The following is a 25406-nucleotide window of genomic DNA, read 5'->3' as shown; positions in this document are numbered from 1 at the left end:
TTGTCTCCATTATTATTGATATTGTTGTGCTAAAAACCGATTGATTCGCGGTTTGCTTTTATGCGTAATCGAAAAAGATACGCAAAAGAATTATTAGGTTAACCAAATACGCGGTATGACAGCTTTACGACCTGTCAATCTAGGACGCAGAATTTCCCGCGCTTGCTGTAATATATCCCACGCTTCATTGCGCTCCATGCCCAAGTATCGTAATAAGAGCACACCGCGGCGATAAGTCACTGCCCAATTATGATTGGCAGGTATGTTGTCGCGTAGCTCAGTAATGGTCTCAGCGGGGTCGCTCAGTCCCACAGCCCATAATGTGGCGTGTACCGTAGCGCCGCCCTGTCCCCATTTACCTAAAAATCGAGGGTGGCTTGGGTCAATGACTTGGCGCTCTAACCACAGTGGCTGGCCGTTTTGAGTAAGCTGAAAGCGCTGTTCAATGATGCCACTGACATACGGCAAGTCACTTGCGGGGCGACCAAGACCGATAATCTCCCAGCCCAAGCATTTGGCCGTTTTAGCCAAATCAACAATCACCGTTTGCTCACCGCATGAGCCATCAAAAGCCAGCGTTTCTTGTGGTAGCCATTCAAGTGTGGCGCCGTCTTCGACCTTAAGATGGGTATGCTGTGTCCAAGCGACATTATTACTATCCGCGCGATAGAGTTTGTTGGCCGCGGGGGTGGTCAGTAGTGCGTGGGCATTTTTAGACACCGTAACGTCAATGGTTAAAGAGTCGCCGCTGGCAATACCACCGGGCGGATGCAAAAGATAGACATGGCAGCAGCCATCACGACCTTCAGGATAAAATGCGCGCTGTACCCGAAGTGGCCCGTAATGACGCGCCACATTCATGCGGGTGATATGAGTGTCCTCTTCAGGATAGGCTGCAAACCCCAAGGTTAATGAGGCTGGCCAATGGCGGCTGGCATCAAAACGATGCCCAGAATCTACGATTGGCTGCGGATACACAGGCATAGCAGATAAAATCGTCATGCGAATGAAAACCTTTTTTATAGGCCCAGCGCGACATATATCGCTGAATCGTCAACAAATTGGCTGACAATAGCAAAATGATAAAATACATTCACGCGCACGGGTGAGGTTAGAGTGACAGCTTAGAAGCTGTTATCGAATGTCATGAGTTGGGCAGTGGCTGCCTAAAAACTATAATACGAATACTGCAGATAACTTACGATGTTACATGAGGGTAGAAGACTCTTCCCTTGGTATGTATATAAAATTGATTACGTTAAATAAGACTCCAAAAGGTACTTATAACAAAACAACCATATTATTTATCTCTTATAATTCATATAGACATATTTGTCAAATTATTTCTTTACTTTTACATAAATAACTATGAATGATTATCGCCTGACAGCGGTGGCAGCACTGAAAAACTACAGAAGCTTAACTACAGAGGCTAAAAAGAGGCTTAATAGCCGAAAGAAAGTTTACCTCTACGCCTTTTGTGAAGATTTTTTTGCTGGGGAGATTTTATACCGAACAATGTAGCTTAGCTACGCATTTACCAGTCTTTAAGCTTAAATTACTGGAAAACCACCATCTCATCCCCATCTTGCCACGGCTGAAATTTCGTCATTGTTCGTACAAATAACGGATGCTCAAGCCAGTCCTCTAGCCAGCGCTGCAGATTAGGGTAAGGTAAGTCATAAAAAACATCGCGATCGACATGCGCGAACTGACGCACAAAAGGCATAATGCCAATATCAGCAACCGTGACGCTGGTTCCTAATAAATAAGGATTATTAGTCAGCAGCTCTTCTAATACTTGTAAAAACACCTCTCCTCGTTGTCGATATTCTGTCTGGGTCATGTCGGTATGTCGGTCGGCATATTTATAACGATCGAGCCAATATTTAAATTCGTTGTCGTTTTTATCCATCAAATCATAAGACTGTTGTAAGGTTTTTTTGTCCAAAAGCCCTTGTGGATCTTGCTGTTCAAGCGCCCATATCATGATCTCCCTACTCTCCTCTATCACCGTTCCATCTAAAAGCTGCAAAACAGGTACCGTACCTTTTGGGCTAATCGCTAGCATCTGCGGCGGCTTATTTTTCAGCGTTATCTCGCGCAGCTCTACCTGCAACTCGGCAAAAAGCAAGCCGAGACGGGCGCGCATGGCATAAGGGCAGCGACGAAAAGAGTATAGACAAGGATAAGAAAAAGTCATGGTAGGGTTCATCTTTCAATTGAAGTTAAAAGGTTTAGACATGGAAGTTGTTTGTCATAAGAACGTAGCATCATTTAAAAATGCTAGTGATAACATCTTCGTTTGCCCATCATAGCAATGCCCGTCATTGCGTTCAACGGTGGGACTGATCCTTTAGAAATGGCGCACCTGATGAGAATATAGTGCATTTAGTATTAAAGCGATACAGCGGGACTGGGATGAATTTTACGCAGCCTCTGTCGGCGTAGGCGCAGCTCGCCAGAAAAATTTATACCAGTTCCGCGTTGCGATATAACGTATCGGCTTTATTGAGAGTCGACTATAGTAGTCATGACAAACTGATTGATATTTTATATTTGTCAACTTATCCAACTTATATTGGGATTTACGATGAATTCAATTGATAGGATTTTTAAAAGCGGTTACACTTCCTTAATAAACTGCTACATTAACGACAAGGAAGTCGATATGCCTCGTAATACCTCTCACGCTATTATTACCACTACTACCCTTAAAACTTTGACCAAAAGTATGTTTGCCATCTCGCTATCGATGACAGGTCTGGCGCATGCTGAGCTTTATAGCAGCGTGACATTTTTTGGTGATAGCTTGACCGACGGCGGCTATTTTAGCCCTATTACCCAAGGTAAACTCGGTATTAAAGAGTCGGGTCAATTTACGACCAATCCTGATAATGTATGGGCAACCTCATTTGCTGAGCATCTTGGCACCACTTCTGTTGCCAATACTCTTGGTAGTCCCCAAACTGGCAATAACTATGCTATTGGTGGCGCCAGAGCTGGTGTGGATATCGTTAATACGGATTTCGGTGTTAACGTTCCTGTTGCTTCTGTTAGCACTCAAGTAACTGGTTATCTGGCTAATAAAAAAGTCGATCCCAATGGTATGTATGTGGTGTGGGGAGGCGCAAACGATTTACTGGCGGCAGCTACAAATCCTGCCAATGCGATAAATACGATTTCATCAGCGGCTGGTAGTCAAGTCGGCGCCATTAAAGCGCTAAAAGATAATGGCGCGAACTATATTTTAGTACCTAATATCCCTGATATAGGTCTGACACCTACTGCTATCACTGCAGGAGCAGGATTTCAATCGTCTGGTACGATGTTAGCAAATCTATATAACCAAACTATGTATAGTGGCGCGGTCGCTACCGGCGCAAATATCATACCGCTAGATACCTTTAGTTTATTACAACAAGTCGCTGCCAATCCCAAAGCTTATGGCTTTACTAATATGACTCAAAAAGCTTGTAACACCTCAAGCTCACTGTTGTGCGGATCAAATAACTTAGTCGCGCCAGATGCCAATGAAAGCTATTTCTTTGCTGATGGTATCCACCCGTCGGGACGTGCGCATCAAATGATTGCCGATTATGCCAATGCCGTCGTAACCGCGCCTAGCCTTATTGGCGTACTGCCGCACATTGCGACGACAGCAGGACTGGCAACTAGCGAGCGCTTGCAATCTCATATCAACCAAATCCAAAGCAGTGAGCAAAAACCTGCCCGTACCTTATGGGCAACCGGTGAGTTCGAAAATCAAGACATTGCAGGGTTTGAAGGCGATAGTAATACCCAAGTATTATTGGGCGTAGACTTTGCTCATCCTAATTCAGCGCATGCAGTAACAGGCCTATATGGTAATATCACTCAAAAGGATTTTGAGAATTCAGGAGTTCGTACTGGCTTAAGCAATATCGATTTAGAAGAAGTCGGCTTTGGTGTCTATCATAGTAATACGCTAGATAAACTTGGCGGTGTGCAAATCAATGGTGCCGTTGGCTTTGGTAATCTAGACGTTGATGTCACACGGGCGGTTACACTTGGTGGCAATAAGCAAGAGTTTAACTCTAATGCCGATGGTAAACGTTACTATGCCAACTTACAGGCAGGATATCCGATGCAGCTCAGCAGTCTTGCTATCACACCATATATCGGTGCAACGGCTAGCCGTGTGAGATTGGATGCGTTAAAAGAGCAAGAAATGTCTGGTATCGCCATGCAGTTCGATGAGCAAAAATATACCACTACCTATGGCAAGCTTGGCGTAAAAGCCAATCATCCCCTAGCCGATACACTGAATCTATTTGGTGATGTCCATTATCAAAAGCAGCTGAGTGACAACCGTGAAGCGGCGTCTGCGCGTCTCAACACCATAGGAAATATCAGCTTTGATACGCCGATGGTACGGACCGACGATGATAACTTGGGTATGACACTTGGCGTATCTAAAAGCTTTGGTCTATTAAACGCCAATGCTGGTGTCACGCACTCACAAGGTGATGACGACAAAACCACGAGTTTGTTCGTTGGTCTTAGCAGCACTTATTAAACGGTTTCAATGAAGCTTAACTGCTAATATAGTAAACCTTTAAACTCAAAAAACCGCCAGACACTAACAGTGCGTGGCGGTTTTTTATTAAGACAGAGGTTCAATGGGAGAGATACATCACCTTGTAAACTTTTCTCTTACCTTATGTTGCACATCGAATATTGTGTACCATCATGACTTCTCATGATTTCACTGGTAGCCCGTATGCTACCTTGCCGATCATCTCACTATGCTGCTCAATCGTCAGCCAGTAGCCTTTGATCACGCCGCCATATGGCAAATTGCCATTATGATTCTTATAATGCTCATCAATACACTTTTGTACGATGACCTCACGTTCTGTCTCAGTCATTCGAGCAATGTTTTCAGGCAAGTGAACATGAGCCAATTGCGCCGCACCGCCGCGAGACATCCAGTTTGCACCAGCCGTAAACTCAAAATCAATATCTGCCTTTAGGTAGTATTTGGGTAAAGGCGTGCCGCAATGTGCCAAATCATAGGTGATTTGAGCGATATCTTGTTTAAATGCGTCTTCATGCATATCAAGTATTAAAACCAGCTTTTCTAGGAATTGCTCAGGGGTAAAGTAGGCATCGATATAACTGCCGTCCAGTCCCATTTTTTCGCTAGACAGTACATGACGCAGGCGATCACAGGCAGGAATAGTGTGCTTAAGCGGATAACCCATGGCTTTGATAATGTCTTGGGGACGGCGCTCATACTTATCGATTTGAGCGATAATACGCCGCGCTAAAGAATGCTGCGGTCTATAATAGCGGGTATATTTAGAATGAGTAGCAGGAAGATTAAACAAGTGAGACTCCTATAACTCCGACAATAAAAGTATGATAATAAGCCAAATTCGGCAAATCAAATAAGGCATGGATGACTTTGTCGGAGAAAAGGCTCATGCGCTTTACCAGAGTTGTTTTATATCGTGCTGGAAGTTGCAAGGCTTGTAGCGTTGCCATTGATTGAGTCACAATGACAAGGGACAGCTACAAAACCATTAAACCCACGATAGATCAATGACGATGCTCAATAATAATAGCACATCATATAATGGCAATACTGTTAATCTTCATTATAAAACGTAGCAGTCTATATTCTATATATTTTATAGCAAATCGACTATAGCACTGACATGTAAAATACTGACATGTAAAAAATTCTATAAGCTGCATTCAACTTATAGGATCAGTGTAAAATCTGCTGTGCAACTTAATAATTATCGCTCTAAATGCAAATACTGCAAATGGCATTCATACTGATGCAAAATATCGACCAGCACTTGCTCTTTCGTATAGCCAACCAAGTCATACTCTTGCGAGCCGTCACTTAAAAACACCTCAGCACGGTAATAAAACTCAGCCTGCTTACTTGAAGTATTTAGCGTAAAGTTCGGACGTTCCGTCTTAATCAGATTGACCTCATAAATAAAGTCATCTTCATTACCATGACCGACGCGCAGTTTTACTCCATCTATCTGCCCGTCATCCTCACCCATGCCGGCATCTATATCTTTACCGATACTCGCCAGATTTCGGATATCCAAAGACGTTGTGAGTCCACCTGCTTTTAGCTCGTTTTCAACCTCAATCATGGCAGGCTTAACCACCGTCTGTAGGAACTTCTCCACCTGCTTATGACTTGGGAAACTGACAATACGTTGCAAGCGCGCTTTCCAGCCTTTACCACTATCGAGCACGTTTGCCGTGCCAACGGTACTGGCTTTGCGTTTATTACCCTCTTCTTTTAACGACTTCCACATAGCCATCATGTAGAGCACTAAAATCAGAGAAAATGGCAACCCAGCAATCACAGAGACTGACTGTAATGAGGCAAAACCACCGGCAAATAGCAAACCTAAAGTAATCAGGCCCGTTGCTGCTGCCCAAAACAGGCGTAACCAAACAGGTGCGTCAGTGTCATTGGTCATACCTCTTGAGCTTAGGTTTGCGAGGACTAAAGCACCTGAGTCAGCAGACGTCACAAAAAATATCAGACCAATAACCACACCTGCGAACGACAAAATGTCGCTATAAGGGAAGTATTCAAACAGGGCAAACATGCCCATCGCCGCATCATTGATAGCAATTTCACCAAGCTCAGTGGCGCCATTGGCAACCAAATCTATCGCTGAATTACCAAAGATAGAGAACCAGGCAAAGATAAAACCAAGTGGGATAAACATCACCCCAAAGACAAACTCTCGCAAAGTACGACCACGGCTAATACGCGCGATAAATAAGCCCACAAATGGCGCCCAAGCGACCCACCATGCCCAGAAAAATATCGTCCAACCTGACTTCCAATCAGCACCAGCGCTGCCGTCATAAGCATAGACATCAAAGGTTTTAAAAATGATGGTCTGGAAATATTGACCGATATTTTGGGTAAAAGTGTTCAGTAGATAAATGGTATTGCCCATCACCAGTATCGCCACCAACAGCAATATCGATGACAGCATATTGAATTCAGATAAACGGCGGACGCCTCTTTCAACGCCCGTCATGGCAGAAATAGCGGCGGCAACGACCACCCCTAAGATAATCAGGCTCTGTACCATTTTGCTCGATTCGATACCGAATACATGAGTCAAGCCTGCATTGGCCTGAAGCACCCCAATACCTAAGCTTGTCGCAATACCCATCAAGGTACAGACGACGCCAAAGGTATCAATACCATCACCAAGCCAGCCTTTGATTAAACGCTCACTAAAGATAGGTGTCAGTGGCGACCTTAGGGCAAGCGGCATGTTTTTACGATACGCAAAGTATGCCAATGCCATACCGATTAGCGCATAAATACCCCAGCCATGTAGACCCCAATGTAAAAAAGTCTGCGACAGTGCTTGGCGCATCGCTTCAGCACTGGCAGGTTCAAGCCCTGTATGCGGTGTTAAATAATGCATCAATGGCTCAGAGGCACCAAAGAATAACAAGTCAATCCCGATACCCGCGGAAAACAGCATCGCCGCCCACGCTAAAAAGGGAAACTGCGCTTTTTCATGGTCTTGCCCAAGCTTGATATCGCCGTATTTAGAAAAGCCAACAAACAAGGCAAAGATACTATAGGCGGCGACCACCAGCATATAATACCAGCCAAAACTCTCTGATACCCACGCCATACTAGCGCTTAATAATGTCTCACTATAATCTGGAAACACAATCGTCCAGATGATCAATAAAATAGAAATAATAGCTGAACCTAAAAAAACCGTCTTATTTAGGGTCAGGGGTTTCGTCGCATCTGCTGATGGCGAGCTGTACATAAAAGACCTCAATAGGTAAATGAAACAGAGTCTGATATTGCTTTGTCCGTCATAACTTTATGACTGATAATCCCATAACGTATAAACAACCTCATGACGCACAAAGCAGTACCAATGAATAAAATATGCTAACTCAACAATATGTGAAAATAGCACCATAAGCGGTAAGCAAAGCGCATCATAAAGGCTCGATCCGCTTAACATAAGCGCTGATGAAACGGACCTTTACTGTGAAAGGTCTTCTTTTTTGGAAGGGTCTTATATTAGTTATTGTCTGATAACTTATACCATTATTTAGACGCTCATTCAGACAGTCTTTTAGATAGCAGAGTTATAAACACGCATCGGCTCAGCTCTGAGCGGCGCACCATTGGCAACGTAATAATCTGCTGTTGAGCGTGGTAACTGCACACCACGCATCTTATCGACGATTTTTTCGGCAAGCATGATGGTCGTCGCATTTAGATTACCACTAATGATGTTGGGCATGATCGAGGCGTCAACGACGCGTAAGCCATCGATACCGTGCACCAACCCTTCACCATTGACGACTGAATCATTGCCCTCACCCATCGCACAGGTACATGATGGGTGGTAAGCGGTCTCGCTATGATTACGGACATACTCATCCAACTGCGCATCAGTCACCAAATCATCGGTCGGTGCAATGGCGCGCCCACGATAAGGGTCAAGGGCTGGCTGATGCATGATCTCGCGAGTGATACGCATGGCGGCGCGGAACTCTTGCCAATCCTGCTCATGCGACATATAGTTAAATAAAATACTTGGATGCGCGCTTGGGTCTTTTGAGGTTAGCTTGACGCGACCACGACTTGGCGAGCGCAATGAGCCCACATGCGCTTGGAAACTATGCGATTTCACCGCACTGCGACCATCGTAACGGACGGCTAATGGCAAGAAGTGATACTGGATATTAGGATGGGTAAATTTCTCATCGGTACGGATAAAGCCGCCGCCTTCGAACTGATTTGACGCGCCAAGCCCTGTACCCATAAATAACCATTCGGCACCGATCGCAGGCTTATTCCACCATTTATTGGCAGGGGCTATCGAGACGGGCAGCTTACATTCATACTGCATATACAGCTCTAAATGATCTTGTAGGTTATTACCAACGCCCGGTAAATCTAAAACCTCAGTCACGCCCACATCTTTGAGCCATTGACCAGGACCAATGCCGGAGCGCTGTAACAGTTGCGGTGTGGCAATCGCGCCCGATGAGACAATCACTTCACGAGACGCATAGAATTTTTTGGTTTGACCTTGATGCGCGATTTTGACACCGACAGCGCGCTTACCGTCAAAAAGAATCACGTCAGTCAATGCACCAGTCAAAATGGTGATATTGCTACGTGGTTTGGCGCGGTCGAGATAACCGCGCGCGGTAGAGGCTCGGCGACCATTCGGCGTCACAAAACGATCCATCGGACCAAAGCCCTCTTGCTGATAGCCATTTAGGTCATCCGTACGCGGGTAGCCTGCTTGCACGCCCGCTTCTATCATAGCTTCAAACAGTGGGTTAACCCCAGGTTTGGAGGTGGTCATCTCAACCGGACCGCCGACGCCATGGTAGTCGTTCTCGCCAGCATCACAGTTTTCTAGCTTTTTAAAATACGGTAGGCAGTCCGAATACGTCCAATCTTCTAAGCCTTTGATTTTCGCCCAATCATCAAAATCAAGCGCATTGCCACGGATATAGCACATACCGTTAATCAATGATGAGCCGCCAAGCCCTTTACCGCGACCACAGTCCATCACGCGGTTATTCATATAAGGCTCGGGGTCGGTTTTGTAGCCCCAGTTATAAGTGGTGCCCTGTAACGGCATGGCGAGCGCCGCTGGCATCTGGGTACGAAAGTCTAGGCGATGGTCTGGACGACCTGCTTCTAGCAGTAATACCTTAATATTGGCATCTTCGGTCAAGCGGGTGGCCAGCACGTTTCCTGCTGAGCCTGCGCCGACTATAATATAGTCATATTCAGGTGTGGTTGCTGTCATAAAATGCTCCATAAAATCAAAAAAATCCATCATTTCATATCAGTAAGGCGGTGCTAAAAGGACAAATAACGCCTAGCACGCCAACCCTACTGTTTTAAAATTTTTACCGTACCGCTGTTTAAAATACCGATTCAAACTTGCCAAGCTCTACTTGAATAGACTTGGTTTGAGTATAATGTTCAAGGGCTTCGATGCCATTTTCACGGCCAATACCTGAATGCTTATAACCACCGACTGGCATTTGCGCAGGTGACTCACCCCAAGTATTTAACCAGCAAATACCCGCTTCAATCTGCGCAATCACGCGATGCGCGCGGGTTAGGTCTGTAGTCACGATCCCAGCTGCCAATCCATATTCGGTATCATTGGCACGGCGAATGACTTCCTCTTCGGTCTCATAGGTCAATATCGACATCACGGGACCAAAAATTTCCTCGCGTACAATGGTCATATCATCGCTACAATCGGTAAAAATGGTTGGGGCGACAAATGCACCTTTAGCAAGCTCGCTAGTTGTCACTCGCTCACCGCCAGTCAATAGGCGCGCGCCGCACTCTTTTCCTTGCTCAATATAACCAAGCACTCTGTCCATATGCGGAAAGCTAACTAGTGGACCCATGTTGATGCTCTCATCCATCGGATCGCCAAGCTTGATACGTTTGGCGCGCGCTAAGATAGCTTCTTCAAATTTGGCTTGTAAGGCTTTTGGGATAAAGACGCGCGTACCATTGGTACAGACCTGACCTGTGCTATAGAAGTTTGCCATCATGGCGATATCAGCAGCGCTGTCGATATCGGCATCATCAAATATAATCAATGGCGACTTGCCACCAAGCTCTAAAGTCACGTCTTTCAGCGACGATGATGCCGCACTTGCCATCACTTTTTTGCCCGTTGGTACCCCGCCCGTAAACGAGACTTTAGCGATATCAGGATGCTGGGTTAATGCTTCGCCAACTTTATAATCTCCTTGTACGACGTTAAAGACGCCATCTGGTAAGCCTGCTTCTGTGAATATTTCTGCCAGTTTTAGTGCTGTTAACGGCGTGACTTCTGATGGTTTAAAAATCATTGCATTACCAGCGGCTAGAGCTGGTGCAGCCTTCCACATTGCAATCTGAATTGGATAATTCCATGCACCGATACCTGCGACCACGCCGAGCGGCTCGCGGCGGGTATAAACAAAGCTCGTATCACGTAGCGGAATCTGACGTCCTTCAAGCATCGGCGCAAGACCTGCATAATACTCAACGACATCAGCACCGGTGACGATATCGACATATTTAGTCTCAGAAAGCGCTTTGCCGGTGTCTTTGGTTTCAAGCAATGCCAGCACATCATTGCGTGCGCGCAATATCTCAACTGCCTTTAACAAAATGCGACTGCGCTCGACCGCCGTCATCGCCGCCCATACTTTTTGACCTTGTTGCGCCGCTTTTACCGCATCATTAATCTGCTCATCAGTCGTTTGCTGAATGGTGGTAAGCACTTCACCCGTGGCCGGATTAATATCTTCAAAGGTAGCTAAGGAGTCATCGATAGCCAAGTAGCGACCGTTAATATAAGCGGTCTGTATTTGTGTTAAATCAATGATGTCTGTTAAGTTGCCTAGGTCTGTTTTGGAATCTGTCATGAGTTCTTTCTCCTTACAACGACTGGCAAAAGCTTTATAAAAAAAGTTAATACCAACTACTCTCGTCATGGGTTAAATATTTAAAATCAATTTATAGTGTCGATTTCGATAAGTCATTTAATAGCAGCGCTTTATTCTTGCGCAGCTTGCGTCATATTTATCAAACGCTTATGGATGGATGCTTTATCTGAGATATTAATCCCTGAAAAATCAGAGAGCCAAATACCATCAGCGACCAAACGCACCATACATAAGGTTTCGGTATTATCGGTTTCTTCATGTTTTTTTAATTGTACATTTGCCCATTTGGCCCATAAGTCACGTAGCTCACTATCACCTAGCATCAATGCATATAGTGTCGCTTGGCTATTGAACTCATGCTGCCCTTTTTCGCCCAAGCTGATCGTGGCATTGATATAAGCGCGGGTAAAAGAGCCAAAACGTACCGGATCTTTTGCCATAGCCGTGTCCACTTCCACCTCAAACTTTTTCATCGCATCATGAAACACTTCCATCACCAAGGCGTTTTTGGTGGTGAAATGATGCATCACGCCACCTTTGGTTACCCCGACGGCATCAGCGACGGCTTGGAAGGTCACCTTGGCCAAACCTTGCTCTAACGTGATACGTGCCGCTTGGTCAAGTAACGCCCGACGTACTACTTCTGGTTGTTTTTTACGCTTATGCGCGTTTTCAGCTTCCATTTTTATCTCCAGATACACAATTAATGCCCGACAGAATTGGACAGCAAATTCATCACCACGACACCGCCCACAATCATCGCAATACCGACCACCGCTGCCGTATCCAGTGTTTGCTTAAAAAACACTAGACCAACGAGCGACGTCAGTACAATCCCAAGTCCAGCCCACAATGCATAAGCGATACCAAGCGGTATGGTCTTGATGGTTTGGGTCAATAAATAAAACGAGATGGCATAGAGCACACCCATAATCAGGGTCGGCACCAAACGCGTAAACTGCTCTGACTTAGCTAAAAAAGTCGTGCCAACCACTTCGCAAATGATGGCGATGGCTAGATAACCGTAAGCAATAGTGGTAGGACTCATCATTAGGATACCTGTCTCAAATTGAGCGCACATTAGTAATGTATATACATTAAAGAAACCAAACGGTCGGTATTTTATAGAAATAATCTAGCAATGTGAAGGGTTAATATGTATTTTGTTTATTCTAGGTGAGATAAGTTGAGATGAAGTGATGCTAGGAAGGTGGACTGATAAAGTGATTTTACTTGACGAGCCGCGTTTGGGCTTTAGCTGAAATCCCTCCTTGCTATACAACATTAAACGCTCGTGTAGCAAGGAAAACCAGAACCAAAAACGACCGTTTAGGAGGAACTTTTTATATTGAAATAAGCATGATTCATTAAGAAAAGACTGACTTAGGTAGATTTTGCACCCCTATGCTAGCGGCATCGATCGCGCCAGCAAGATAACCTGGGAACTGTGTCGACCACTCACTACCAATACCTGTCAGACAGTTTTCCCATACACCGGATGTTGCTTTAGGAAAAGGTGCTGATGCATGTTGGCCATCACCACTCACATCAGCATCAGTCGCTGTAAACGGCTCTTGTGCCCAGTCTTTAAGATATTCTCTGTCGGGATGCTCTGCCTCTACGCCAAAAAGTCTTACCAACTGTGCACGGCAATGTGCTTTTAACACTGCTTCAGATACATCTTGACGTACTGACGCAGGTACCCCTATAAAACCAAACAGCGCACCACTACCGTCTACCACTGAAGCATCATGAATCTCAACCATCGGACCTTGCGCACTTCTCGCCGCGCCAGAAAGCCTCTGTTTTTGCCAAAAAGGCGTGTCATAAACTGCCACATATTTGGCGTGGGGCGCCATCCACGTTGCTGTTTGCTGCCACTGTGATGATAAATTAGAGGGCAAAGCAGGATTAAACTTAATACTTGTCATGGCCAAACGTGGCGGTAGCGCAAGTAGTATATGCTGCGCATGCCAAGTCATGTCTTGCTCAGGCATGTCTTGCTCAGGCATGTCTTTACTCGCAACTTCAACTTCAATGCCTTGACCGGTATTATTTAACTGACATACAACGTGACCAGTCAAAATACGTGAAGCATCTAATCGAAGATACAAAGCCTCTATCAATGCCGCCATGCCATCTTTAAGCCGCATAGATGGTGGTGAGCTTTTGTAGCCTTGTGTACGAGTAGCAGGCATATCAGGCAAGCGCTCAACCAGCATATCGCCCTCTTCAAATTGGGTGACGGTCTCTAATTGCAATTCTGCAATAAGACGCGCTAACTGCTGCTGATAGTCTGGCCAAAACCAAGAAGGTCCCAAATCAAAGCTATCTATATTTGTATAATCTCTCGAAAGTTTAGCAGTAACGATACGACCGCCCAGCGTCGGACGCGCCTCCAACAGCACATAATCAATGCCTTTTTTCTCTAATAAATAAGCCGCATATAAGCCGCTTAGACCACCGCCAATTATCACGACCGATGCTTTGTTCATATTATTTTCTCAATAGTGCATATAAAATCAGTGAGCATCGATACCGATGATTTGTGCTAAATGTCCAGTTTTTAGATAAACTGTGGCACCATTTGCGCCTGCTGTTATTTGCGATGTCGCATCGGCAGGCAGACGTATCCAACCGCCACGCTGATAGGTTTGTCCCGCTTCTATCAACGTGCCCTCTAGCACCAATAGCTCCGCACCTCCTGTGATAGCCTCTGCAAACAATACCTCACCTGCATTGATACGTTGCAAACTGACCTGCTCCCTTGTATCCGAGTATAAATGGCAAACCTCACGATCACCTTGTTGCTGCCAATTGTTAGCGTCCTTGGTATCGATAGCGACATGATGAGTCTCGTCGACTGTCATCTGCCAAAGTTTGACAAAAATAATAGCGCCCTCATGACTATAAGGTTGATGCCCTGACGTTGGTGGGTTGCGAAGATACCAACCAGCAGGGTAATCGCTGTTGTCCGCCGAAAACGTACCAGATAGAACCAAAATCTCCTCGCCACCCGGGTGTAGATGATGCGGAAAATTTGACTCAGGGGCGTAGCGTACGATACTGGTAGCACGCGCCTTTTCGGCGCCAACACGGTCAAGCATCACGCGCTCGACGCCGTTTTGTGGTGATTGAACCCACTGATAATGTTCAGGCGCTAAGGCAGCACGGCATGAAAAATCTGCATTGATGAGCATAAGACAACTTCTCACTAAGTATGGTATTGTTCGGAATTATCCTCTGATTTATCGGTTTTGACAAACCAGATAAACCTATTATCAACGTCAGTATTTATCATTAAAACGGCTAGGCATTAATGATAGTAGCAAAAAACCTCTTTAACTAAAGCGGCTGACTTGCTATCTTGCCCTCCTTCTCTTCATCATTACGACGTATTTCCGCCATTATTTTTAAGCTAATTTTTATGATTAGCGCCTTCTTTATTTGTATTGGATCATATGAAACATAACCTTGAGGTGAGCGCAACTGCTCGCCGAACTCAGTATTTTCAAGTATTTTTGATGGGCGTCAGCGCCTTTATTATGAATACCACCGAATTTGTCCCTGTCGCTTTATTAAGTGACATCGCGCAAGATTTTTCTATCACCACGGCTGAGACTGGCTGGATGTTGACGCTGTATGCGTGGATTGTCGCGGCGATGTCATTGCCACTAATGCTACTGACCAGTCGCTTTGAGCGTAAAAGCTTACTCTTGGGCTTGTTTGCGGTATTTATTGCCAGCCATGTGTTGTCTGTATTTGCTTGGAGCTTTGATGTATTGCTGATTAGCCGTGTTGGCATTGCGCTATCACACGCCATATTTTGGTCCATCACCGCAGCGATTGCGATACGGGTGGCACCAGAAGGCAAAAAAGCACTGGCGCTGAGTGTACTTGCAACTGGCACTTCACTAGCGATGGTGCTTGGCGTGCCATTAGGGCGCTTGGTCGGTCAGTGGTTCGGCTGGCGGGTGACCTTTGGCGGTATTGGTGTGCTTGCTTTTATCGTGTTTATCTTGCAAGCAAGGCTATTGCCGACGCTACCAAGTATGTTTGAAGGCTCATTTAGAAAAATCCCAGAGCTGCTCAAAAATCCTTTATTGGTCTGTCTGTATCTGCTGATTTTACTAGTCTTTACCGCCCACTATACTGCTTATTCTTATATTGAGCCTTTTATGCGCCAAGTCGGTGCCGTTAGTGAAAACGCCGCGACGGTTGTGTTGCTATTATTTGGGGTAGCGGGGATTGCAGGCAGTGTGATATTTAGCCGCTGGGGCGATCGTTTTAATACCAGACTGATGCTGATATCGACGATACTTATGCTGCTATCGATGCTGGTATTATTGTTTGTCGTGACTTCTATCTGGGCGCTGAGCGTGATTGCCTTACTGTGGGGCGCGGCGCTTATGCTGCTAATCATCTCTATGCAAGCCAAGGTCATCATGGTCGATGTCACAGCGCAAGATATGCTGATGTCGATGTTCTCAGGAATTATTAATCTAGGTATTGGTACAGGTGCGCTGTTCGGCGGTTATGCGGTGACGCATATCTCCATCTCAAGCGTCGGCTATGTTGGTGCTGCTATCGCGAGTATAGCGCTGCTACTGATGCTATTTATGATAAAGCGCTTCCCTGAATTGAGTAGAAGACTTGGCTAGTAATAAAGATACTAGTAACTAAGCCCATAAAAAATGCCAGCCACGTCAATGGGCTGGCATTTTGCTTTATCGCTCATTTAAAAAGCGCTTAATCAATAATCCACTTTACCACGCAAGGCTTTGGTCTTGCCGCGCTGGGTTTTTTCATCCACACGTTTACGTTTGGCATTTCGGCTAGGTTTGGTAGGCTTGCGGGTTTTATTAATATGAGTGGCTTTTATAATAAAGCTTTGCAGCCGCTCAAAGGCATCAATTCGATTACGCTCTTGGGTACGAAACTGCTGTGCCTTAATAATAAGCACACCTTCTTTGGTAATACGGCTGTCTTTAGTATCCAATAAGCGCTGTTTGATGGCATCACTCAAGCTTGAGGCAGGAATATCAAAACGCAGATGGATGGCAGACGAGACTTTATTAACGTTTTGACCGCCAGCGCCTTGCGCTCGTATGGCGCTCATCTCGACGTCGCTATCGCTTAGACTGATACTATTGCTGATAAAAATCATAGGATGCTTTGATAGAGTATGAGCCAATATGATAAAGCATTATGGATTTGCCTGCTACTTTGCCAGTAGCTGATTCAATAGCTGACGACAGCGCTCAATCACTGGCGCATCTACCATATGACCCTCTATCTTAAATACCGCTTGCCCGCTTTGTTCATACTCCTCTAGCACGCGTCTGGCAAACTCAATATCAGCTTCAGTTGGTTGCAAAGATTGCTTAACCCTCAGCACTTGCTTTGGATGGATACAAAGCATCCCAGACATGCCCATTTGCGACCATAGCTGTACCCGCTGTTCAAGACCTTTATCATCGTTAAAATCGGTATAAACCGTATCAATAGGCGGCGATAACTGATGCACTTTTGAGGTTAATATTAATTGATAACGAATCTGATTGGCGACTATCTCTGCTGATGAGGTCGCAACTTGTACGTGCAAATCATTGCACAGATCCAAAAACCCATAGCTAAATGCCAGCAGTCCAGTAGCTTTTGCCATAGTATCGATCTGATATAAGCCAAGTGCAGTCTCTATCAGTGCCATGACGGGCAAAGCAGTGTCATTATGGGCTTTTTCGATATCTGCCGCTTGCTCTGCTTTGGGCAATATCAGACCAGCAAAATTGGGCATTTGCTGACAGAACGCCATATCTTTGAAAAACTCCTCGCTGCCTGCTTTATTAATTCGTAACCAAATAGGCTGATAGTCCTGACTGTTATAATAGATTTCTAAATCTTTACGAGCTTGCTCCTTGTCCGCTCTAGCAACCGCATCTTCCAAATCAACAATCACCGCATCAGCACCACTTGCAAATGCCTTCGTCACTCTATCTATACGCGTGGCTGGCACGAATAGCCAAGTCTTAGTATTGCTAAAACGATTGATAATAGCTGCTTGCATATCTGCTTCCTTTTTGCCAATAAATGCTTGTTACTATAACCAAATAAAAACCCATATGCTATTTATCAGCATATGGGTTTTTAGATGACTCTATTTTTAGAGAGCCAACTGCTCACTAAGCAAGCATACCGCCATCGACGACGACAGTTGCGCCCGTGGTATAGCTTGACGCATCAGACACTAAGTATAATACCGTACCCGCCATCTCGTCCGGATCGGCCACGCGTCCTAATGGAATCGCATGTAGCGCCATCTTTAAGACTTTATCATTTGTGGTCAAGGCCGAGGCGAACTTAGTATCAGTTAGACCCGGCAATAACGCATTGACGCGAATATTTAAAGGGCCACATTCTTTGGCAAAGGCTTTGGTCATGCTAATCACAGCCGCTTTGGTGATCGAATAAATACCTTGCTTATCCCCTGCAACCAAGCCATTGACCGAAGCGGTATTTAAAATCACCCCGCCGCCCTGCTCGCGCATCATCTTACCAGCAACCGTCGACATAAAGAAATAACCGCGGATATTGACTTCTACCGTCTTATCAAACGCGCCCAGATCGGTATCTAAAATATGACCATAATAAGGGTTGGCAGCGGCATTATTGACTAAAATATCAATGCGGCCAAATTCGCTTTTGATATGCTCAAAAATCGCCTCAATCTGTGCCATCTCACCGACATGACAAGCAAAAGCACTGGCCTTATGACCATCAGCTTTGATGCTATCTGCAACCGCTTGGCACGCCTCAACTTTGCGGCTAGAGACGATCACATGCGCGCCTCTAGATGCCAATAAACGGGCAATAGACTCACCAATACCGCGGCTGGCACCCGTCACCAGCGCAACCTTGTCCGTTAAGTCAAATAAATCTTTCATTATTATTCCTTATATTCTTGAATATATTATTTATACATTTTAAATTTTTACCAGCTCAGCGAAACGTCATACCATTTGCAAAAATTTGAGTAGCAAGGAAGACGAGTGTAAGTACTACAATTCGTAGACTAAGCGAGTTTGACACTGCTAATCATGTTTTTGGGATTGGTATAAACTGTTAAGCCAACATACCACCATCAAGGGTAAACGCATGACCATTCATAAAGCTGCTCTCATCGCTCGCTAGCCACGCAATCGCGCCGGATACTTCATCCACTGTCCCTAAACGGCGCAGTGGACTGGCATGAATAGTGGCTTTTTGCGCGCGCTCGCCCATCTTCGCCATGGTATTTTGCACCATTGGCGTATCGATAAAGCTTGGACAAACAGCATTAAAGCGAATATTGACGCGCGCATATTCATGAGCGGCAGACTTGGTCAGCCCCATAACACCATGCTTAGCAGCGCTATAAGCTGTCAGCAGGGGCGCAGAACGCAAACCAGCAATAGACGCGACATTAATGACGTGACCACCGCCATTGGGTGCCATACAAGTAACCGCGGCACGCATACAATGCCAGACGCCTTTTAGATTAACCGCAATATTACGATCAAAGTCATCATCGCTTAGCTCATGCATTGGTGCTGGCTGATGGTCGATACCAGCATTATTTACCACCACATCAAGACCACCAAGCTCTTGCATCGCAAAGGCAAACAATGCGCGTACTTCATCGCCGCTGGTGACATCAACCTTTTTAAAGACGATACTATTGCCAGCGTCTTGGGCTTGCTTAGCAACGCCTGCGCCCATCTCTTCTGCCAAATCGCCAATCACTACTTTCGCACCGCGACTGGCGAGTAGTAGCGCACTTGCCGCGCCGATACCAGACGCACCGCCGGTTATTAAAATCCGTTTACCAGAGACGTTACTGGCTACGTCTGATGCAATTCCATTTGTATTCACTGTCATGATTTATCCCTCTACCTTAAGTACCAGTTTGCCGAAGTTCTCACCTTTAAATAGCATCATCAAGGTATCTGGGAAGGTCTCGATACCCTCGACAATATGGTCTTTTACTTTAATATCACCTGACCCAATCCAGCCTGCAATGTCTTTCATCGCTATCGGGTATTCTTTAATATTATCAAAAACGACGATGCCTTCCATACGCGCACGATTGACCAACAGTGACAGATAGTTCGATGGTCCTTTGACCTCTGTAGTGTTGTTATATTGGCTAATCGCCCCGCAAATCACGATACGCGCATGCAGATTAATTTGCGTCAGCACATCGTTTAAAATATCGCCGCCGACATTATCAAAGAAGACATCGACGCCGTTTGGACAAGCGTGTTTTAAGCCTTTTTTTACATTTTCATTTTTATAATCTACCGCCGCATCAAAGCCCAGCTCATCAACCAAGAATTTGCATTTCTCAGCACCGCCAGCGATACCGACGACTCGGCAGCCTTTGAGTTTGGCGATTTGCCCAACTAAGCTGCCGACCGCGCCCGCAGCGCCAGAGACGACGACGGTCTCGCCAGCTTTTGGTTGACCCGTTTTTATTAAGCCAAAGTAGCCCGTCATACCCGGCATACCAAGCACGCCTAAGTAATAAGACAATGGCGCAAGCTTTGGATCGACTTTATGTAGCCCTGTGCCATCACTGACGGCATACGACTGCACGCCGTTATGACCTGCGACATAGTCGCCAACTACAAACTTTTCATGCTTACTTTCGATCACTTTACCCACTGTTCCCGCGCGCATCACCTCACCAATCTGTACCGGTGCGATATACGATTTTGCATCATTCAACCAGCCACGCATTGCCGGATCCATCGAGATATATTCAATTTTTATCAGCAGCTCACCATCTGAGACAGTCGGCAAATCTGTCTCGGTATATTCCCACGTATCCGCGTTTGGCGCGCCAATTGGTCTTGCTTTTAAACGCCACTGCTTATTCATCTGCTTATTCATCTGCTTATTCATCTGCTTATTATCAGCTGTCATCATTTATTCCTTTAAATGTTATAAAAAGTTGTTGATATCGTTTGCCCGCTTGCTATGCGCTTGGCACGCCAGAAGCTTCGAAAAACTTATCCCAGCATCACTTTGGTCGCCTTATTTGAAAACTTTTTATTTGAAAACTTTATAAACAATCGCTTAAAACCATTCTGCTTGCATATCGGTACAGACCGCATTGTCGTTATTCAATAGCTCGATATCGCGCTTAATTAATGGCAATTCCCAATCGATAAAGTATTTGGCTGCTTGGATTTTGCCATGGTAGAAGTTTTGTTTTTCAGTATTTTGTTCTACAGCTAATAGTTGCTCAGCTTTGCTCGCTTGGCGAATCCAAATCCAACTGACTACAATAGTCGCAAAAATATTCATCAAGGCTTGCGCGTTCCCCGTCAATGTGATGGCTTTTTCGGTTTGTAGAACTTTGCTTAAATGCACGAGCACTTCATGCAAATGCCCCATATAAGGCATCAACTTACCCGTAAGCTTGGCAGTTTCTGGTGTATTAATATTCTCTAAATCTTTGGTAATTTCACGCTTTAAGATTTGAATACCAAGACCCTTGTTCTGCCATAACTTACGAAATGATAAATCTAACGCCTGCACGCCATTTGTGCCTTCGTGAATGGGATTGAGACGATTATCTCGCCAAAACTGCTCGGCTTGATACTCACGTGTATAACCTGCGCCGCCCAATACTTGAATACCCAAATCATTGGCTTTTGGACCATATTCAGACGGCCATGCTTTGAGCACTGGTGTTAATAAATCCAATAATTCTGATAGCTCATTTTTGAGTGTGGCATCTTCACAAGTATTGATGCGGTCAATGAGGTTTGAGCCGTATAAGCATAGTGAAATGCCGCCCTCGCTATAGGCTTTTTGCGCAAGGAGCATACGTTTGACATCACCATGATTGATAATAGCCGTCGCTGCATCTTCAGGTTTATTGTTTGGAGCGATTCTGCCCTGCATTCTGTCTTTGGCATAATCGAGCGAATACTGATAACCGCGATAGCCAATCATCGCCGCGCCAAAACCAACCGCAATACGTGCCTCATTCATCATCTTAAACATATAACGCAGGCCAAAATGCTCATCCCCAATCAGATAGCCGTGACACTCGCCTGCATCGCCAAAGCTTAATGCGGTAGAGGTCGCGCCGCGATAGCCAAGCTTATGAATCAGTCCGGTTAAATGCACATCATTGCGTTCGCCGACTGATAAATCGTCATTGAGGCGATACTTGGGTACGGCAAATAGCGAGATGCCTTTGACGCCAGCAGGACCGCCCGGTACTTTGGCTAAAACCAAATGCACAATGTTATCAGACAACTCATGATCGCCCGCTGAGATATAAATTTTGCTGCCTTTGATACGATAGCTACCGTCGTCCTGCTTTACTGCCGTGGTTTTGATATCGGCAAGCGACGAACCAGCATGTGGCTCAGTTAGTGCCATGGTACCGGTAAATTCACCCGTTAGCATACGCGGCATAAAGGCATTTTTAATCTCGTCGCTGGCGAAATGCGAGATAACATTAATGGCGGCAGTGGTCAAAAATGGATAAGCGGTGGTTGATGGATTGGCCGCCATAAAATAGCCTGCCACTGCGGTCATCACTGTTTCAGGTAACTGCATGCCGCCATCGTCAAAGCTATAACGACCGGCGATAAAACCCGACTCACGAAAGGCATCAAAGGCGACTTTGACATCGTCTATCATGCTGACTTTTGTGCCGTCAAACTGTGGCTCGTTTTTATCCGCCACATGATTATGTGGTAAAAACAAATCAGTAGCGATTTTATTGGCGGTGCCCAATACCGCATCAAAGGTTTCGCGGCTGTGTTCGGCAAATTTAGGATGCTCGGCTAAGGTTTCTGCCCCCAAAACATCATATAACTGAAACGGTAATTCAAAGTCGTTGATAAGCATATCTGCTGACATAGTGTCCTCACTGACTTAATAAATGTGATAATGACTTGATAGTAATCTAATTTTTCGCTTTGCCGTATTGTCATTTATGACATAATCATGGTCAAATCAGACATTTCTCATGTGTTAAATTAGAAAAATCTCGTCAAAAAACGTCATTTTTAATAAACATTTTTAAAGGAAATTACGCAGCCATGCCCTACTTCAAACCCTTTAACGTCATCATTGTCGGTTTTGATGGCGTGCTTGGCAGCGCCCTGACAGGGGCATTGGATTTATTTTCGTTTACTGGTGTCAGCTGGCAACGATTTTTGGATGAGGAAGTCGAACCGAGATTTAATGTGCAAATTGCCAGTCTTGATGGCGTCGATATCAGATGTAGCAATCGCTTAATCATGCAAGCGCATTGCGATATTCGGCAGGTGACGGACTGCGATTTATTGTTAATCCCAACGATTGGCGATTCCATCGATAAAGTGCTCAGTCAGAACGCTGCTTTGCTTGAACATATCAAGCGACTGGCAAATACCAAAGCCGATATCGCCAGCAATTGCAGTGGCGCGTTTTTTTTGGCAAAGGCAGGCTTACTCGATGGCAAAGTTGCGACAACCCATTGGGGTTATGCCAGCAAGTTTAAGACAGATTTCCCACTGGTGGATTTACAAGAAAATCAGTTTGTTACTCAGTCGAGCAATATATTTTGTGCGGCAGGAGGCAGTGCCTTTTATGATTTGGGATTGTTATTAATCGAGCGTTATTGTGGGCGTGAGATTTCGACTCAAGTAGCGAAAACCCAGATCATCGATAGTAAAAGAGGCAATCAAAACAGCTATACCAACGTGACTTTGCATAAGCCGCACGCTGACCAGCTGGTTCAGCAAGTACAAGAGTTTATAGAGGAAAATTTTAAGCAAGCTATACAGGTGAGCCAGTTAGCAGACATGGTAAATATCACGCCGCGCACCTTAAACAGACGCTTTCAAGCTGCCGTCACCATGCGCCCGATTGAGTATATTCAAGCAGTGCGTATTGAGCAGGCCAAGCGTCTTTTAGAGTTGGGCGATGTGACGATTAAGTCGCTCGCCGAGCAGGTTGGTTACGATGATATCTCATCATTTACTAGGCTATTTAAACGCGCCACCGAGCTAACCCCAAAAGAGTATCAAGAAAAGTTTTCACGCTTGGCAATTTAACTTTATAGTAGGTTTTTTAGAAGTCATACGTTGCTGAAGCAAGATTATCACAGCAAAATTTTATATAATTCATTCGATATAAAAACGATACAGCGAGATGAAACATTGTTTTTCGCAGCATCTGTCGGCGTAGGCACAGCACGCAAGAAAAACAACGTTTCATTGCGCGACTTGATAGCCATGTAACTGATCTATTTGGATTCGACTATAGACTTAAACTTTATTGCCATAAGCCTTCGACATGAATGGCATCTGCTTTAATCGTTGGATAATCGCTAAACGTCAATTGATAACCGCCAGCGTTATTTGGGCGAAGCTGACATGTGGCACCCAGAGGAAAGCTGTGTTTTTTGCCAATATGACCAAAGCACATACCGCTATAAATTGGTAATCCTGTCAGCTGATGCAATTGACGAATCACAGTAGCGACATCATAACGCTTGTCATAACTGTCCTCACCGCTACCTGATAACGCACCAAATACAATCGCTTGCTGATGCTTAAACACGCCTGCCAAATACAAGTCATAGAGCATGCGCTCGATACGGTAAGCTTGCTCGCCGACATCTTCTAAAAATACAATACCGCCGTCAATATGCGGTAAATACTCACTGCCTGCCAGCGCCGATACCACGCTTAGATTACCGCCCCAAATAGTGCCAGTTAAAGTTTTTGGCTCAGATTGTGCCAAGATACTCGGTAAATTTGGGCTGGTTAACGACGCATCTTGTATATTGATAGTCAGATTAGGATTGGTTAATGCTTCTACAAACTGCCGGCAGCTGACCTCATCGGGTTTAATTTTACCAAACTCGCTATAGAGCATCGGCGCCGCAAGCGAGCTCATGTCGCCTTTTGCCAACAGCGCACACTGAATCGCCGTCACATCGCTAAACCCTGCCAGTATCGTACCACGCTCCTTCATAATGCGTCCAAGCGTTGACCAATCAACCATCGGCAATAGGCGCACAGCACCATAGCCGCCGCGTACCCCAAACAATAACTTTGGTGCGGCAATGGCACCTGTCGCAAGGTTTTGAAAGTCACTGGCACGCTGCAAGTCTGTACCCGCAAAACGCAAATATTGGCGATTGATAATCGAAGGATTTTCTACTTTAAAGCCCGCACAAGCCATACGATCCAATGCCAATTGATTACGCTCATCACTGCCACCGACGTTGGAGCTGGCAAAAATCCGTGTCTCAATACTTGCTGTGATACAGTGTTTTGGTGCAGGCTGTGACGATGATCGCTCATCCGATAATGCGGTTGGCAAATCATCCTTGGTAAGCCGTAGGCTGTGATTTGGGTCAATAGGACTGGCAGCAAAAACCTGAGAGATCCCTTGAGTCGCCAATGCCGCCGTACCCGCACCAACGCCTACACGACATAAAAACTGGCGACGATTTAGTCGAGAAAATATCTTGGTCATTGTTTTACCTTTTGTACTGTTCAGTTGCTGCTTGTTTAATAAGGATGCTTGTTTAATAAAAATGCTTATTTAGCATGGCTAAAAAGAGTGCCATCTCATGTCACATACGTTAAGCCATTATTTTTAAAATATCGCATTATAACGGAAGATGTGACGGCAAGCGGGTTTAAGATGTTTTAAGAGAGTTCAGCTTATTGTTATGCTGGTCAACAAAACTATACAGAAGCACACATCGTCTTATTTGGATGAAGTCGCTACTCTTGTTATAGTAAAGGACGATTTATCGCAATTAACCATAAATACTCACTGATAAAAAAGGATGATAAGCATGGCTGACAAAGAAAAAGAGGAAAAAAGCCTGATGG

20 protein-coding genes are annotated in these 25406 nt (G+C 45.2%); 3 read left to right on the top strand and 17 right to left on the bottom strand.

Annotated features, from left to right (window positions below; genetic code table 11):
• Positions 1 to 93: 93 nt before the first annotated feature.
• Together ABYU67_RS04940 and ABYU67_RS04935 are read right to left on the bottom strand one after the other, a co-directional pair.
• Positions 94 to 1002: an urease accessory protein UreD gene (locus ABYU67_RS04940; RefSeq protein WP_372843897.1), complete on the bottom strand. Its 909-nt coding sequence runs from the start codon at positions 1000 to 1002 to the stop codon at positions 94 to 96.
• A gap of 556 nt (positions 1003 to 1558) precedes the next feature.
• A complete protein-coding gene (locus ABYU67_RS04935; RefSeq protein WP_372843896.1) occupies positions 1559 to 2203 on the bottom strand; it encodes a glutathione S-transferase in 645 nt (214 codons plus the stop codon).
• A 468-nt stretch (positions 2204 to 2671) separates the two neighbouring features.
• Here ABYU67_RS04935 and ABYU67_RS04930 point away from each other — a divergent pair, with 468 nt between their 5' ends.
• Positions 2672 to 4558, top strand: a complete 1887-nt coding sequence (locus tag ABYU67_RS04930) for an autotransporter domain-containing protein (protein WP_372843895.1) — start codon at positions 2672 to 2674, stop codon at positions 4556 to 4558.
• A gap of 181 nt (positions 4559 to 4739) precedes the next feature.
• Here ABYU67_RS04930 and ABYU67_RS04925 read toward each other — a convergent pair whose 3' ends face one another.
• From ABYU67_RS04925 to ABYU67_RS04890, 8 genes are all read right to left on the bottom strand, one after another.
• Positions 4740 to 5372: a hypothetical protein gene (locus ABYU67_RS04925; RefSeq protein ID WP_372843894.1), complete on the bottom strand. Its 633-nt coding sequence runs from the start codon at positions 5370 to 5372 to the stop codon at positions 4740 to 4742.
• A gap of 414 nt (positions 5373 to 5786) precedes the next feature.
• Positions 5787 to 7832 (bottom strand): choline BCCT transporter BetT, encoded by a 2046-nt coding sequence (gene betT, locus ABYU67_RS04920; RefSeq protein ID WP_372843893.1) that lies wholly within the window; start codon positions 7830 to 7832, stop codon positions 5787 to 5789.
• A gap of 318 nt (positions 7833 to 8150) precedes the next feature.
• A complete protein-coding gene (betA, locus tag ABYU67_RS04915; RefSeq protein ID WP_372843892.1) occupies positions 8151 to 9851 on the bottom strand; it encodes a choline dehydrogenase in 1701 nt (566 codons plus the stop codon).
• Between the two features lie 118 nt (positions 9852 to 9969).
• A complete protein-coding gene (gene betB / locus ABYU67_RS04910; RefSeq protein WP_372843891.1) occupies positions 9970 to 11484 on the bottom strand; it encodes a betaine-aldehyde dehydrogenase in 1515 nt (504 codons plus the stop codon).
• A gap of 131 nt (positions 11485 to 11615) precedes the next feature.
• Positions 11616 to 12188, bottom strand: coding sequence for a TetR/AcrR family transcriptional regulator (locus tag ABYU67_RS04905; RefSeq protein WP_372843890.1), 573 nt, complete (start codon positions 12186 to 12188; stop codon positions 11616 to 11618).
• A gap of 20 nt (positions 12189 to 12208) precedes the next feature.
• A complete protein-coding gene (locus tag ABYU67_RS04900; protein WP_372843927.1) occupies positions 12209 to 12553 on the bottom strand; it encodes a multidrug efflux SMR transporter in 345 nt (114 codons plus the stop codon).
• A 319-nt stretch (positions 12554 to 12872) separates the two neighbouring features.
• Positions 12873 to 14000: a flavin monoamine oxidase family protein gene (locus ABYU67_RS04895; RefSeq protein WP_372843889.1), complete on the bottom strand. Its 1128-nt coding sequence runs from the start codon at positions 13998 to 14000 to the stop codon at positions 12873 to 12875.
• A 27-nt stretch (positions 14001 to 14027) separates the two neighbouring features.
• Positions 14028 to 14705 (bottom strand): cupin domain-containing protein, encoded by a 678-nt coding sequence (locus ABYU67_RS04890; RefSeq protein WP_372843888.1) that lies wholly within the window; start codon positions 14703 to 14705, stop codon positions 14028 to 14030.
• 261 nt (positions 14706 to 14966) lie between these two features.
• Between ABYU67_RS04890 and ABYU67_RS04885 the strand changes: the two genes are divergently transcribed.
• On the top strand, positions 14967 to 16166 hold the full coding sequence (locus tag ABYU67_RS04885) for a sugar transporter (RefSeq protein WP_372843887.1): 1200 nt from the start codon (positions 14967 to 14969) through the stop codon (positions 16164 to 16166).
• 92 nt (positions 16167 to 16258) lie between these two features.
• Here ABYU67_RS04885 and arfB read toward each other — a convergent pair whose 3' ends face one another.
• From arfB to ABYU67_RS04855, 6 genes are all read right to left on the bottom strand, one after another.
• Entirely contained in the window at positions 16259 to 16672 is a 414-nt protein-coding gene (gene arfB / locus ABYU67_RS04880) for an alternative ribosome rescue aminoacyl-tRNA hydrolase ArfB (RefSeq protein ID WP_372843886.1), read from the bottom strand.
• Between the two features lie 54 nt (positions 16673 to 16726).
• Positions 16727 to 17572: a CoA ester lyase gene (locus ABYU67_RS04875; RefSeq protein ID WP_372843885.1), complete on the bottom strand. Its 846-nt coding sequence runs from the start codon at positions 17570 to 17572 to the stop codon at positions 16727 to 16729.
• Positions 17573 to 17687: 115 nt separating this feature from the next.
• A complete protein-coding gene (locus tag ABYU67_RS04870; RefSeq protein ID WP_372843884.1) occupies positions 17688 to 18449 on the bottom strand; it encodes an SDR family oxidoreductase in 762 nt (253 codons plus the stop codon).
• Between the two features lie 178 nt (positions 18450 to 18627).
• Complete coding sequence (locus ABYU67_RS04865; protein ID WP_372843883.1) at positions 18628 to 19422, bottom strand: SDR family NAD(P)-dependent oxidoreductase; 795 nt, start codon at positions 19420 to 19422, stop codon at positions 18628 to 18630.
• Positions 19423 to 19425: 3 nt separating this feature from the next.
• Positions 19426 to 20472, bottom strand: a complete 1047-nt coding sequence (locus ABYU67_RS04860; protein ID WP_372843882.1) for an NADP-dependent oxidoreductase — start codon at positions 20470 to 20472, stop codon at positions 19426 to 19428.
• A gap of 150 nt (positions 20473 to 20622) precedes the next feature.
• Complete coding sequence (locus ABYU67_RS04855) at positions 20623 to 22428, bottom strand: acyl-CoA dehydrogenase (RefSeq protein WP_372843881.1); 1806 nt, start codon at positions 22426 to 22428, stop codon at positions 20623 to 20625.
• 182 nt (positions 22429 to 22610) lie between these two features.
• Here ABYU67_RS04855 and ABYU67_RS04850 point away from each other — a divergent pair, with 182 nt between their 5' ends.
• Positions 22611 to 23609 carry a GlxA family transcriptional regulator gene (locus ABYU67_RS04850; protein ID WP_372843880.1) on the top strand — a complete coding sequence of 333 codons (999 nt, stop codon included), beginning with the start codon at positions 22611 to 22613 and terminating at the stop codon, positions 23607 to 23609.
• Positions 23610 to 23829: 220 nt separating this feature from the next.
• On the opposite strand, the gene ABYU67_RS04845 is transcribed toward ABYU67_RS04850, so the two are convergent.
• Positions 23830 to 25041 (bottom strand): LD-carboxypeptidase, encoded by a 1212-nt coding sequence (locus tag ABYU67_RS04845; protein ID WP_372843879.1) that lies wholly within the window; start codon positions 25039 to 25041, stop codon positions 23830 to 23832.
• Between the last annotated feature and the right edge of the window lie 365 nt (positions 25042 to 25406).

The sequence above is a fragment of the Psychrobacter sp. genome, assembly GCF_041554015.1.
Lineage (GTDB): Bacteria > Pseudomonadota > Gammaproteobacteria > Pseudomonadales > Moraxellaceae > Psychrobacter.
Note: the sequence above shows the minus strand (reverse complement) of the source record. Positions and strands in the feature narration are given on the sequence as shown.